Annotated in this window: 12 protein-coding genes and 2 tRNA genes; 4 read left to right on the top strand and 10 right to left on the bottom strand. The window is 48.4% G+C overall.

Features of this window, described 5'->3' with window-relative positions; translation table 11 throughout:
- Positions 1-46: 46 nt before the first annotated feature.
- The 5 genes from DXZ20_RS11660 to DXZ20_RS11640 all read right to left on the bottom strand — a co-directional run bounded on the left by DXZ20_RS11660 (position 47) and on the right by DXZ20_RS11640 (position 2,688).
- A tRNA-Pro gene (locus DXZ20_RS11660) sits at positions 47-120 on the bottom strand.
- 130 nt (positions 121-250) lie between these two features.
- Positions 251-1,429: a D-Ala-D-Ala carboxypeptidase family metallohydrolase gene (locus tag DXZ20_RS11655; protein WP_163698318.1), complete on the bottom strand. Its 1,179-nt coding sequence runs from the start codon at positions 1,427-1,429 to the stop codon at positions 251-253.
- Between the two features lie 119 nt (positions 1,430-1,548).
- Positions 1,549-1,914 carry a DUF1818 family protein gene (locus DXZ20_RS11650; protein ID WP_163659081.1) on the bottom strand — a complete coding sequence of 122 codons (366 nt, stop codon included), beginning with the start codon at positions 1,912-1,914 and terminating at the stop codon, positions 1,549-1,551.
- Positions 1,914-2,360 carry a hypothetical protein gene (locus DXZ20_RS11645; protein WP_163698316.1) on the bottom strand — a complete coding sequence of 149 codons (447 nt, stop codon included), beginning with the start codon at positions 2,358-2,360 and terminating at the stop codon, positions 1,914-1,916. Before DXZ20_RS11645 ends, DXZ20_RS11650 begins: the two co-directional genes overlap by 1 nt.
- Before the next feature lie 103 nt (positions 2,361-2,463).
- Positions 2,464-2,688 carry a DNA-directed RNA polymerase subunit omega gene (locus tag DXZ20_RS11640; RefSeq protein WP_006516025.1) on the bottom strand — a complete coding sequence of 75 codons (225 nt, stop codon included), beginning with the start codon at positions 2,686-2,688 and terminating at the stop codon, positions 2,464-2,466.
- A gap of 338 nt (positions 2,689-3,026) precedes the next feature.
- Here DXZ20_RS11640 and DXZ20_RS11635 point away from each other — a divergent pair, with 338 nt between their 5' ends.
- The gene (locus tag DXZ20_RS11635; RefSeq protein WP_163698314.1) at positions 3,027-4,070 is read left to right on the top strand and encodes a class I SAM-dependent methyltransferase; all 1,044 of its coding nucleotides are present in this window, start codon (positions 3,027-3,029) and stop codon (positions 4,068-4,070) included.
- 197 nt (positions 4,071-4,267) lie between these two features.
- On the opposite strand, the gene fba is transcribed toward DXZ20_RS11635, so the two are convergent.
- From fba to sipA, 3 genes are all read right to left on the bottom strand, one after another.
- Complete coding sequence (gene fba / locus DXZ20_RS11630; protein WP_163659084.1) at positions 4,268-5,341, bottom strand: class II fructose-bisphosphate aldolase; 1,074 nt, start codon at positions 5,339-5,341, stop codon at positions 4,268-4,270.
- A 282-nt stretch (positions 5,342-5,623) separates the two neighbouring features.
- A tRNA-Lys gene (locus DXZ20_RS11625) sits at positions 5,624-5,695 on the bottom strand.
- A gap of 192 nt (positions 5,696-5,887) precedes the next feature.
- Positions 5,888-6,112 carry a regulatory protein SipA gene (sipA, locus tag DXZ20_RS11620; RefSeq protein ID WP_006516028.1) on the bottom strand — a complete coding sequence of 75 codons (225 nt, stop codon included), beginning with the start codon at positions 6,110-6,112 and terminating at the stop codon, positions 5,888-5,890.
- Positions 6,113-6,396: 284 nt separating this feature from the next.
- On the opposite strand from sipA, the gene DXZ20_RS11615 reads away from it, so the two are divergent.
- Positions 6,397-7,197, top strand: coding sequence for an ion transporter (locus DXZ20_RS11615; protein WP_163698312.1), 801 nt, complete (start codon positions 6,397-6,399; stop codon positions 7,195-7,197).
- An 865-nt stretch (positions 7,198-8,062) separates the two neighbouring features.
- Here the strand turns inward: DXZ20_RS11615 and cas6 are convergent.
- Positions 8,063-9,199, bottom strand: coding sequence for a CRISPR-associated endoribonuclease Cas6 (gene cas6, locus DXZ20_RS11610; protein WP_163698310.1), 1,137 nt, complete (start codon positions 9,197-9,199; stop codon positions 8,063-8,065).
- 277 nt (positions 9,200-9,476) lie between these two features.
- On the opposite strand from cas6, the gene DXZ20_RS11605 reads away from it, so the two are divergent.
- Entirely contained in the window at positions 9,477-10,220 is a 744-nt protein-coding gene (locus DXZ20_RS11605) for an SIMPL domain-containing protein (protein WP_163698308.1), read from the top strand.
- A 57-nt stretch (positions 10,221-10,277) separates the two neighbouring features.
- Positions 10,278-10,529 carry a hypothetical protein gene (locus tag DXZ20_RS11600; protein WP_163662126.1) on the top strand — a complete coding sequence of 84 codons (252 nt, stop codon included), beginning with the start codon at positions 10,278-10,280 and terminating at the stop codon, positions 10,527-10,529.
- Between the two features lie 58 nt (positions 10,530-10,587).
- Here the strand turns inward: DXZ20_RS11600 and DXZ20_RS11595 are convergent, their stop codons facing one another.
- Entirely contained in the window at positions 10,588-12,189 is a 1,602-nt protein-coding gene (locus tag DXZ20_RS11595; RefSeq protein WP_163698306.1) for a HoxN/HupN/NixA family nickel/cobalt transporter, read from the bottom strand.
- Between the last annotated feature and the right edge of the window lie 52 nt (positions 12,190-12,241).

The raw sequence follows: 12,241 nt of genomic DNA, 5'->3' as shown, positions 1-12,241 counted from the left end.
TGGCTTTAAAAACACAAAAACCGCTGATACCAGCGGTTTTCATTAATCGGAGCGGCGGGATTTGAACCCACGACCCCTACTACCCCAAAGTAGTGCGCTACCAAGCTGCGCTACGCCCCGATGCGTTTTTAACGCTTGACTAGCATAGCATACGGTCAGGTTATAGGTACACCAAATATGGTGTACTGGGACACTTTAATAAAGGCGGCTTTTCTGGTGTTGGGTTAAGCTCTGTTTGAGCCAATACCCACTAAAATCCATAGCTCCAACGGGCATAGTAACCCCGAGTATCAATGTGGGTAAACACAGTAGCGCTGGCTAAACCACCTTTAGATCCCCACCAACGGTTAAGTCGATCGTAAACATCATAAGGATGAATACCGGAGGCCACAAAATCAACGGCATCACCGGATAGATGGCGTGATCGGCTAGCGCCGCCCACACGACGATTAGTGACTGGATCACGGTACCAGGAGTTGATGGTAATGGGACGCCCTCCCAAGCGATCGCGGACCTCTTCCATCACACGGGCAATGCGAATAATGCCGTACACTACATTGCGATTGACTGGAATACGACTGCCACCATGGGTGGCTTCTCCCCAGGTGAAGTGGCCGTTGGGAATAATGGGGTTTGATAAATAGAAGTTGCCTTGAAACCCGGGCAGTTTAATGTAGGGACCACTGGGCTTTGGCCGTGGTGTTTCATTTTTGGGCTGGTTATCTTTTTCGTTGCCCTCAATTTCAATGTCGGGTTTATAGGCGTACCAAATTAGTTCAGGGCGATTGTTAAAACTGGGTTCTGCCAGCTCAACTTTGACATGGTTCGATGGGGCTAGCTCATGGCTGATTAGCTCTAATTCAGTTGTGTTTTTAACAAATACTTTATCCTGGTTGCTGAGCTTAGACGACATCTGGGGCGATGTTTTAAACAGGGTATCACTAGTGACCGTTAGGGTAATGGTGTCGCCCACAATGCGCACATCTGGTTTGTAGACGTACCATGTTGTCCGATTTTCGGGACCCAGGAATGCATTTGCGATCGCAACTCTAATGTGCTGCCCTTCCGCTGGTAAATGGGACTGTAGGTAATACTCTGTGCCATTAGGAACAAACACCTTTTCGCGATCGCTCAGCTGATTTGACAATACAGGACGCTGCTTAAACAAGGTATCGCTCATCACCGTCAGCTTGACATTAGTGTCATAAACCCGCGCATCAGGTTTATACACATACCAGTCTTTTTTACTCGCTGGCCCCAAGGGTTCGACCAGAGCCACCTTATAGTGACCATCCCGCGTAACGTCTAGCGTAGCCAGATCAAACTCTGTACCATTGGCAACGAATACTTTCTCCTGCCTTGCCAGATCGGTAGATAGACCAGGACGAAGTTTGAATTGAGTATCGCTAACGACCTTTAGTTTTTTCATATCGTTTTTACACCCTGATCACTAGAGCATCATGCCCGGTTAATCCCAATGAAAACTTTCAATGTTGCAGAGATTTACCATACATTTGCCCAGTGTAAAGCAATCGGTCGATGTCCATATCAAAATACGTTGATACGGTCTAATTCGGCTAAAACCTCTGGAACAATATTAGGGGGCCATGCCCCTTCTCCACCACGCCCATTGAGTAATATAAAGCGCAAGCCATAGGTATGATGAAACCCCTCGGCTTCCATCCAAAGCTGAGGAGTTTCTTGTTCACAGGTTATGTGCTCATCAGGCATCAGCTCGGTGGCCATAGACGTCATCGTGGCTGCTAACTGTTGGGCTATACGACGCAGGGATTCGAACTCAGACTGCGTCAGCTCCATGGCCCAATGCTCACCGCCAACTAAGGCCTTAAAATTAGCGCGATCGTCATCCCAACCTAATCGCCAACCCTTACCTTCCCTGAGCAATGCAGTCATTACTGATTGAAAAGTTGCTCCAAACTACGGACAAGCTCATGTCTTTGCTGACGACTTAGGGTCTGCATCGCCTGCTTGTCAGCACTCGTGACGACAGATACCTTGGAGCCACCTCGATGATAAGGGGCATCAAGATAGTCAGCCATGGATAACTCCCAATCAAGGTGATACTGAGCTGGTCGAGCTTGAGTATCGAGATGGTAGTCAATAAAGCGACTTAATAGCGTGGTGTTCTCCGCCGTTGCTCGGGGAATATCGGGATATTTACCGTAAAGCTGGTCTGCTAGCTTAGTGGTCGCGCAAGCGACGACTTGGCAGTTAGTCTGTGGAGTCTGAGCCGCCATCAGAGGCTCACCCACCTGTAAAATGCTGCCAGCTAAGACCATTAGGGTGGCTAAAGTGGCCAGGAATAAAAATTTGAGCTGCTTACCCATACCGCTGAGCATTAGTGCGATTAGTAATAAATAAAAGAAAGATATCTGCTAGTTCTAGTTGTATATACCGAATAAAACTGGTTTATCGGTGTAGTAAACCAGTTTCTTCAGTGCTTTATTCGCCAATAATTTCGGGCTGAGTCAGCTCATCTGACATTTCAACGATAGCGCGCAGCACAGGCTTCATGCGAGACTCATCGATGTTGTCAAACTCTTCGAAACGACGACGCTGGGCGCGATTGGCCACTTGAACAGTGATGCGATAGCGGTTTGATGCTGCACTAATTAGGTCTTCAGTACGGCGCATCATCTGAGTGGTATCGATTGCCAGACGCTTCATTAAGGAGTCCTCTAGGGTCGGTTTTTTAGAACCTATCCATACTAACGCAGCTTACTGGCAGTCATGACAACGCAAATCTTCTTTTCGCGCTGCCTACGTTCTCATAAACTTTTACAATGATTAATATACCAATATTTTGTGGCCAGTTCTAAATTAAATAAGGTTCCGCATACCTTTATTTGTAAGGCTTTCTACAATAAACTATCGGAGCTTGTGGGATGGCGGGTTGGTGACTAGGTTAGGGGACCATCCCCACTAATCATTGACAGCACGCTATCTCATTTGAGTTTTCTGGCCCATCACTTAAGCACCTTTTCCCCTGTTGTTCGATCAGAATTATGCCAGATACATTGACGAAATTCGTTTACCAAACCTTTCAGCAGGGTAAACAAGCCTTTGGTTACACCCACAAAACTGTGCTCAATCGTCTACGCGATGTAGTTTCTCCAGTGGAAACGACTAGCAGATCTGAACTTCCCGCATCCACATTGGCGCTTCTAAAGCGGCGACTAGATGACCTGACTGAAGTTGATTGGCAGGATGCAGAATCTGGGGTATATCCCAAAAGTTTGCTGTTTGATAATCCCTGGGATGACTTTTTTAAGTATTACCCCATGGTGGTTTTGGATACGCCCAGTGCATGGGACCGTTCAAAAAATAAGCAGTATCAAGAATTTGACTCCGAGATTAGCACTGAAGGCTATCCCAGCTACTATGTGCAAAATTTTCACCATCAAACCGATGGTTATCTGAGTGAGATGTCGGCTAATCTGTATGACCTCCAGGTAGAGCTCTTGTTCAACGGCTCAGCCGATCCAATGCGGCGGCGCATCCTGGCTCCGTTGAAGCGTCATATCGATAATTTGGCGGGTAATCCAAAAGTATTGGATGTTGCCTGCGGTACCGGGCGTACCCTCAAGATGATTCGGGATACTCTACCCCAAACATCACTCTATGGTGTGGATTTATCTCCTACTTATTTACGTAAAGCTAATGAGCTGCTGAGTAAGGAGCCAGGCACGCTGCCTCAACTCATTCAGGCGAATGCTGAAGCGCTGCCTTATCTGGACAATTACTTTGAGGCCACGGTCAGCGTCTTCTTATTCCATGAATTGCCTGCCGAGGTGCGCCAGACCGTGATTAATGAGTGCTACCGCGTTACGAAGCCTGGCGGGGTATTTATCATTTGCGACTCGATCCAAAAACTCGATGCCCCTGAGTTTGCACCTATGATGGAAAACTTCCCTACTATTTTCCACGAGCCCTACTACCGTCAGTACAGCACGGATAATATTGAGGCTCGTCTGGAGTCTGCAGGATTCCAAAGTGTAGAGATGTCCAACCACTTTATGAGTAAGTACTGGGTAGCAAAGAAGGCTTGATGTTTTTCCAGCACTGTTCCAATTTTGAAACACCAACCGAGTTCTTTCCGCTTCCTTCTCTCAACATACAAGGGGCTCAGGGGTGGTTTAACCGCTAAAAACTTTCTCAGCCAATAAAAAAAGGGGGGATGGCTGTGGCCATCCCCCTTTTACTTAGCTTTGTTAACGACTTCAGTTAAACTAACGCGTGCTGAAACTTAAACAGCAACAGCAACCTTAGCGTTAAGTTCACCCGCTTCGTACTTAGCAGCGAAGATTTCAACACCAGCCTGCTTGATCTTAGAAGCATTACCAGCAGTACCGAATGCAGTGTAGCGATCAGAGCACACTTGCTTCATGTACTTAATGGAAGGCTTGAGGAAGTGGCGAGGATCAAAATTGGCAGGATCCTTCATCGCAGCTTCGCGGATAGCAGCTGTGATAGCCAGACGGTTGTCAGTATCAATGTTCACCTTACGAACACCGCTCTTGATACCCTTCTGGATTTCTTCAACAGGTACACCGTAAGTTTCAGGAATGCTACCGCCATGGGCGTTAATCATGTCCAACCACTTCTGGGGAACGGAGGAAGAACCATGCATTACCAGGTGAGTGTTGGGCAGACGCTTATGAATTTCTTCAATGCGACTGATGGCTAGGATTTCGCCAGTGGGCTTACGGGTAAATTTGTAAGCACCGTGGCTAGTACCAATGGCAACAGCCAGGGCATCAACCTGAGTCGCTTCTACAAACTGTACAGCCTCGTCAGGGTCAGTCAGGAGCTGGTCATGGCTAAGAGTACCTTCAAAACCGTGACCATCTTCAGCTTCACCTTGACCAGTCTCTAGGGAGCCCAGGCAACCTAGTTCTCCTTCAACACTGGCACCAATGGAGTGAGCAACCTTAACCACTTCAGCAGTTACGTTAACGTTGTACTCAAAGCTAGCGGGAGTCTTGGCATCAGCTTCAAGGGAGCCGTCCATCATCACACTAGTAAAGCCATTGCGGATTGCAGAGTAGCAAGTTGCAGGGCTATTACCGTGGTCTTGGTGCATAACCACCGGAATGTGAGGATACGTCTCGATAGCCGCCAAAACAAGATGGCGCAAGAAGTTCTCACCAGCGTACTTACGGGCACCGCGGGAAGCCTGCAAAATTACAGGACTATCAGTCTCATCAGCAGCCTGCATAATTGCCAGGATCTGCTCCATGTTGTTTACGTTGTAAGCGGGAATGCCGTAGCCGTTCTCAGCGGCGTGATCCAGCAAGAGCCGCATAGGTACAAGCGCCATATAATCCTCCTAGTACTTTTCGCCGTTTTGGCAGCTTCAATTAAAGGGTCGAATAGGTATCCCTACTCATCAATATTAGGTCACAACCCCGAACTTATGACGAGTTGTTTCTGAAACCTGAGTATTTCATTAAGGATAGCAGCATCCATAATAATGGCTCTGTGGAATCGGTAACTTTGACAATTCCTTTGTCAATAAAAATCTAGAAACCTTCCCATCAGGCCCTTTAGGCCTAACCAAATTAGTTCAAATCAAAACAAGTTTAAAACGAGCTTTACAATATGGGTCGCCTGGGATTCGAACCCAGGACCAATCGGTTAAAAGCCGAGTGCTCTACCGCTGAGCTAGCAACCCGCGTTGAGAAAATTATCTCGAACACAGTTATTTAATATAACAGATGTTTTCCAAGTTCGAGTAGAAAATTTAAAAACCTGTGGATTGGTCTTGGGTCAATTGGGTTAAGCCTAATGGCTACTTGGGTTTGCGGGTCTGTGGAATTCGTTTTTGATGGACAATGGCCACTTCGCATGCGTCGTGTAGTTTTGTTTAGGTAGTAACACGGTCGATGTAGCGGCCATCAATTAGAAAAGAGCCTCTCTCAAATTTAACGGCCCAATAACCGCCCAGTTTTTGTTCAAGGACAATGCCTTCTTCCCCCAGATTGACTAGATCGGGGGGGCGCAACATGGGCATGGAGGCAGCGGTTTTGAGATAGGGAGGTGGGGTGGTGACCGTGACGCGATCGCCCACCGTGAATAGCTTGTCAGCCATGGCAGGTTATTTGTACTTCAACGAATTACCCTAACCTATAGCATTGACAGAAAAATACCAACGTAAGTCTTTGATTTCACTGCAAAACTATTGGGCAGCTGTATCTCATAGACAAGGTTTTCTTGGCTACTTAAAGGAATCTCTTAAAAGAAATCTCTTAAGTGGTGTCACCGTTTATCCACTAGAGTTCTTCTGCTACTGAATGATATGAGGCTTGGGTTTATAGTCATGACGTATGAAACTGTAGAATGACTTTTCTTTAATCGATAGTTTTTTTATCTGCAATGGGAGGCCCAGTCGAATCGCTGAAACTACGCATAAGATCCGAGCTGGAGGAGGCAGAGACGAAACTGGGGCTGGGGGTGAATATTGCGATCGCAACCCTAATCCTGATTTCAGCCGGACTGTTTATCGTTGAAACCTATCCCTTACCCACGACTGTGGGTGTGGCCTTAACGTACCTTGACTGGCTTATTCTGGCTATTTTCGTGCTGGAATACGGTGTGCGCCTCTGGGCGGCTGAGCGACCGCTACGCTATATCGTTAACCCCTACGCGATTGTGGATTTGGTGGCAATTTTGCCAATTTTAGTTGGTTTTTTTGACATGCGCTTGCTGCGGCTAATCCGCTGGTTACGTGTGCTCAAACTGGCTCGATTTCTAGAAGAAGAACGCTGGCTAGGGCGTGAGGGGCTGATCATTGCCCGCATTGTGTTTACCCTGGTTTCTATTATTTTTATTTATTCGGGTGCTATTTATCAGGTAGAGCATCCCGTTAAACCCAACGTCTTTGGCACGTTTTTGGATGCGATGTACTTTGCTGTTGTCACCATGACCACTGTGGGCTACGGCGATGTTACCCCCGTCTCTGACGCTGGACGTACCCTTACAGTCATGATGATTTTGACAGGGATTACTCTCATCCCGACTCAGGTTGGTAGTTTGATTCAAAACATTAACCGGATTCAAACCGTCAATGCCATGAGGTGTGAACACTGTGGGTTGTCAGGCCATGAAAGCGACGCCGTTTACTGTCGACGTTGCGGTGCAAAATTACCGGAGGTGCAGTCAACCTCAACAACGTAAGAAAGGATGGCATTGCTACTTTCCCTTATGGGCTTAGAAAGCGGCATTGGACACCAGCGCTGGCCGCTGCCAATGTGCCCTATCGCCAGCCATACAAGACAAGACACAGTTTTATCTCTCAGGCAATCGACCAAGGCTGGTCTATCATAGATTCGCGCAAATGTACCTTGAAAACTAACTGCAGCTAACGTTTCAATGGGCTGCAGTCACAATCAACCACTTCCCCTCACGGGGATTGAAACGCCATCTTTGCTTACCGGCTCGACTACCTTCAACAGTCACAATCAACCACTTCCCCTCACGGGGATTGAAACCTGAGTGTTGCGAGTACAGCAACTCAAGCACCTTCAGGTCACAATCAACCACTTCCCCTCACGGGGATTGAAACCTGAACATCGCCTCCACTTGCTTCAGTGGCCTGAATCGTCACAATCAACCACTTCCCCTCACGGGGATTGAAACACAGCGCTGTCCAGAGCCACCATTAAAATTATTGGTCACAATCAACCACTTCCCCTCACGGGCTACTGTGTACACACATCTCAGACTGAGGTTCAAAATCCTGAACTACCACCTTAATCCCTCCCTTGGTAAGCTACGGTGTATACACATCTAGAAGATAATGTCCCAAAAGATAGACCTGACCTTGAATTGGCCCTCATCCTAAATCCTTCTCCCTGGGGGCGAAGGACTTTGAGGTCAGCCCCCCCTTCTCCCCCAGGGAGTAAGGGGTTGGGGGATGAGGGCTCGATACTTAGAACCACTCTCCGACTTATGTATACACCGTAGCCTCTCACGGGGATTGAAACATAAAAGCTTTTATAGTTTTTCCTCCAACCACCTGGAGTCACAATCAACCCACCCATCACTCCATCTCCCCCAACTCCCGCATCACCCGACGCGCCAACTTCGAATACGTCTTCGCCGTCTCATAAGCCAACTCCATATCATCCGCAATCTCCTGCAACGAATCCCCCATCTCCCGACGCGCCAGAATCGTCGCCCACGTCTCAGCCGTATCAATGGCACGACGACCACCCTGACGTTTTTTAGTAGAGAGAAATATCTCCGTCAACTCATCCATACGTTCAGCCAGCAATCGCTGCTGAGTCGGCACCTGGGGTGATGCCTGGGCCGTATGCCACCCCAACTGAGTTTCCCCTAAACCAAAAGTAGTTTTATGACCTGTGCCACAATAAGGAGCCAACTGAGTCAGAGCATAAAACATAGCCACAAAAGGTCGTTCAGTGATACCGCGTCGGTCAAGCGCATAGGTCACAGCACCGGTAAACCCGGTTACAGAGCCCCGTCTGCCGACAGCTACTTTTTCTGTAGCTATCTGATGTTGGGTCAGAATCACATAGGTATCAACCCAGTCGAGAAAGTCATCCTGATTAACAGGCTTTTTAGCAAAATGATTCCAACGACGTAGATAACTATGGAATACATTGGGAGGCCAGGGTAAGGGTAAATGATGGCCCTTACGCCGAAAACTGGTAGGGCTATGGAAGCTAAGGCTAACACTGCCTTCTCCCATTTGCCCTTGCCGCAAAAGTTTGGCATAGGTAGTGGGCGGCTGTGCCAAATTAACCGATTCTATGATCAGGGGTGTATTTTTTAGGACAATCTCGTTAGGCAATTGTCGCAGCCAGGTAACGAGTCCCTGAGTGACAGGTTTACAGAGAGAACTAACGCGCCAACGATAACGTTTATTTTTTTGTAGCTGCAACGATTGACTTTGGGGAATAAACTGTCCATCTAATCCAGTGAGGCTAAACGGCTTTTCTGATTCACCATCATGCATATAGGCAGATAGCTCCGGGTCAATACCTTGTATCTGATGAAGCAACCAAGCATGGAGCCCAATGGTATATTGAGCATAGAGATCGCTATTAGCCACAGGCTTAAGGACAAATTCTAAACTGACTACCTCAGTCGTTTTAGGCCAGTAGGTTTTAGCAGAGAGATTGAGGCTGGTGTCTGATCTTTTAGTACGCGGCATAGCTTCGACGTCGCCCAGCTGAGCGGGAAGAAGAATTTAATTAGGGCATTTTATCCCCTATGGGGGATGATAACCCATAATCTTACAATCGCAACCCATCAATCGCGATCGCATCCACACATATCATGTATCCATGTGGTTGGCATTGCCCCCGTGACATCCATTCCACCCCCATCGATCACTAGGTTACGGAAACCGTAACAAAGCTAACAAAAGCATTTTCCCATGACACATTAGAAAGGTGCTTCCACAAACGTGAAAAGGGGATATAGAACCAATGATCACATTACAACGATGGATTTTGCCATCAGCAGGTTTAGTACTAGGGGCCACAGCCCTGGCCCTAGGTTTGATCAATACAGCAACAATTTCCCCCGCTAACGCGCAGGAACCCTTGTTGCGAGTATTAACCGTTACCGGTGAAGGTAATGAAAGCATTCCAGCCACCCTAGCCCAGGTCCAGCTTGGAGTTACAGCACAAGGGAATACTGCAGAGGCTGTGCAACAAGAGATAGCCCAACGCTCATCCGCCGTGATTGAGCTATTAAAATCGAACAATGTTGAACAACTCCAGACCACCGGTATCCGGCTAAATCCACAGTATGACTATGAAAGTAGCCGCCCACGGATTACAGGATACAACGGCTCTAATACCGTTAGTTTTGAAATGCCAACAGATGCAGTTGGCCCATTGTTGGATAATGCGATTTCCGCTGGAGCCAATCAGATCAACAACGTTAGCTTTATTGCCGAAGACAATGCCATCGACAGTGCCCGCGATACCGCTCTGCAAGAGGCCACAGCCGATGCCCAAGCTCAGGCAAATGCAGTACTGGAGAGCCTTAATCTAAGTGCCGGAGAGATTGTCAGCATTCAGGTTAATAATGCGGTTCCTCCCAAACCCATACCCTATGCAGCTCAAGCCAGATTAGCTGATGAAGCCGCTGCCCATAGTAGCACCCCCGTAGAAGGCGGAGAACAAACCGTCAATGCCAGGGTAACGTTACAAATTCGGTATTAAAGGGTATGCTCGCAAATTAGGAACTGTTACGCATTGCCAGGGTTTGGGTGGTTATATATGATGTGGGAGATGGATGCGATCGCAATTCCTATGCTTAATCAGCGCAATATACTAACGGCACTTGGATGCTCAGGTTCCTTAGCTTTAGCCCTATCAGTAACTCAGCCTGCCGTAGCCAGCCAACCTACAGAGCACACTGTTGAGGATGGACTCACTAATCTAGTACAAGCAGACTCCAACCCAATTACAGATGCACTAACTTGCAGCTGTGCTCGCTGTCTATGGGGACAGCAACAGACCTCCATGTAGGCATTTGCGGCTGTAATATAACTTCAGTGGGCCCAGGCAGCTAGCTGTTCTGGGCTCATTAGAGTGTGGCTAATACACTACTAGATGCAAGGGTTACACCAAATAAGCCTAGCCCCAGCAACATCACGCAGCTTGCGCCTAATACCCTGAGCCACAGGGTGAACTGTTGTCGTCTTTTTCCCAGACGACGATCAGCATATTGTCGTCCCATAATGGCCATAGTGCCAATCCAGGCTAGGGTGATGGCCATACCTGCCGAAATCGCCAGCACCATGGCTACACTGGGCCACAATAGATTGTTGGCCAGACCGTAGAGCAACACCAGCAGGGCTCCACTACAGGGTACTGCCCCCACCGCCAGGGAAAGCCAGCCGCCCCCTTCACGATCATTACACGTAAAACAATTACACAGCCTTGCCTTCGTTTGTTTAGCCTGGGGCGGCGGCGTTGCTAAAACCTGGTGGGTCAGGGGTGGCGATAAGACAACCTCAGGGGTCACCGGGTGAGACTTCCTTGCAGCTGGCAACGATTGCCAGAGTAGCCAGGCACCAATTATTGCGATCGCGCCATAGCTGATTAACTGCACGATCTGATAGTTCTCAGATGTACCGCCCCCTGTCTGACGCACAATGGTATCCGTAAGCACCACCACAATAATGGCCGACAACACATGGAATACGGCAATGCGCACACCCATCGTGATTCCCCGTCGTAAGCTGCCGCCTTTACCCACAAAATAGGAAATAATCACGGCTTTACCATGGCCTGGGCCGAGGGTATGCAGCACGCCATAACTAAACGCCATCAGCAGTCCCAACAGAAACGCTCCGGTTGAACGCTGGCTATGCAAATTGCCCATAGCTTGCGTCAAAATAGCAGACACCCTGACTGGCAATGTTTTCCAAATTGGCCCAGCGGGTATCACCACCTGAGGGGGGTGAGGATTCACAGAGTCGGTCTGATTCAAGGCGATGTCTGTGGGGGTCAGGGCATAACTGACATCAACCGCCCGCGAGCCATCAACACGAAACAAGTCATAGCTGGCAGGTTGTCGTCGGAGTTGGCCAGTTACCGAAACAGGTGCAAACAAGCCAGGGGCCGCAATGGCAACCGGAGGGTTTACATAGACAATCTGATTGGGTGGGGGTGGGGGTACATGAATGCAAGCTCCCACATAGGGAACCAACAGAAACTGGGTAACCCGCTGTTCCTGGTCCCAAGTAAGCGGTAAAACATAGCCTGACAGATTGACTGACTGCTCTTCTAAAACAGTATTGGTAGATTGGGACTTTTCTTGCCAATATGCTTGAGCCTGATCCACCTGGGTGAGGAGTTTATCAACATCTAACCCTTGTTCCTCAAGGTCTTGCCTCAGTCGCTGTACTTCCTCGGTCTCCAACTCCTCTGGGTAGGTCTCATTTTGATCCAACCAGAGTTGAAGACGTACCAACATCGATAACTCGTAGGCCTGGTCGATAGATAAATGCCCATAGGGATTCTGCAACCGGGTGGTTTCAGGCTGCAGGTCCTGCCAGGTAATGGGCTGCGGCTGCGGCTGCTGTGCGGCTACTGGGTAGGCACTGGCAAACACCAGCAATATCCCCAGTAGAAAACCGATGATATAGCGCCACCAACGTTGATAACGAGCTGGGTTATCCATAAAATAGGCCCATGGCGAAAGCAATCAGGTTAATCTGTCCTATCTATCTGTC

Source organism: Adonisia turfae CCMR0081, from assembly GCF_011009555.1.
Classification (GTDB): domain Bacteria; phylum Cyanobacteriota; class Cyanobacteriia; order Phormidesmidales; family Phormidesmidaceae; genus Leptothoe; species Leptothoe turfae.
Note: the sequence above shows the minus strand (reverse complement) of the source record. Positions and strands in the feature narration are given on the sequence as shown.

Excerpts from the sequence above, each read along its gene's own strand:
- DXZ20_RS11655 (WP_163698318.1), bottom strand. The coding sequence starts at position 1,429 with ATGAAAAAACTAAAGGTCGTTAGCGATACTCAATTCAAACTTCGTCCT.
- DXZ20_RS11650 (WP_163659081.1), bottom strand. The coding sequence starts at position 1,914 with ATGACTGCATTGCTCAGGGAAGGTAAGGGTTGGCGATTAGGTTGGGAT.
- DXZ20_RS11645 (WP_163698316.1), bottom strand. The coding sequence starts at position 2,360 with ATGCTCAGCGGTATGGGTAAGCAGCTCAAATTTTTATTCCTGGCCACT.
- DXZ20_RS11640 (WP_006516025.1), bottom strand. The coding sequence starts at position 2,688 with ATGAAGCGTCTGGCAATCGATACCACTCAGATGATGCGCCGTACTGAA.
- DXZ20_RS11635 (WP_163698314.1), top strand. The coding sequence starts at position 3,027 with ATGCCAGATACATTGACGAAATTCGTTTACCAAACCTTTCAGCAGGGT.
- fba (WP_163659084.1), bottom strand. The coding sequence starts at position 5,341 with ATGGCGCTTGTACCTATGCGGCTCTTGCTGGATCACGCCGCTGAGAAC.
- sipA (WP_006516028.1), bottom strand. The coding sequence starts at position 6,112 with ATGGCTGACAAGCTATTCACGGTGGGCGATCGCGTCACGGTCACCACC.
- DXZ20_RS11615 (WP_163698312.1), top strand. The coding sequence starts at position 6,397 with ATGGGAGGCCCAGTCGAATCGCTGAAACTACGCATAAGATCCGAGCTG.
- cas6 (WP_163698310.1), bottom strand. The coding sequence starts at position 9,199 with ATGCCGCGTACTAAAAGATCAGACACCAGCCTCAATCTCTCTGCTAAA.
- DXZ20_RS11605 (WP_163698308.1), top strand. The coding sequence starts at position 9,477 with ATGATCACATTACAACGATGGATTTTGCCATCAGCAGGTTTAGTACTA.
- DXZ20_RS11600 (WP_163662126.1), top strand. The coding sequence starts at position 10,278 with ATGATGTGGGAGATGGATGCGATCGCAATTCCTATGCTTAATCAGCGC.
- DXZ20_RS11595 (WP_163698306.1), bottom strand. The coding sequence starts at position 12,189 with ATGGATAACCCAGCTCGTTATCAACGTTGGTGGCGCTATATCATCGGT.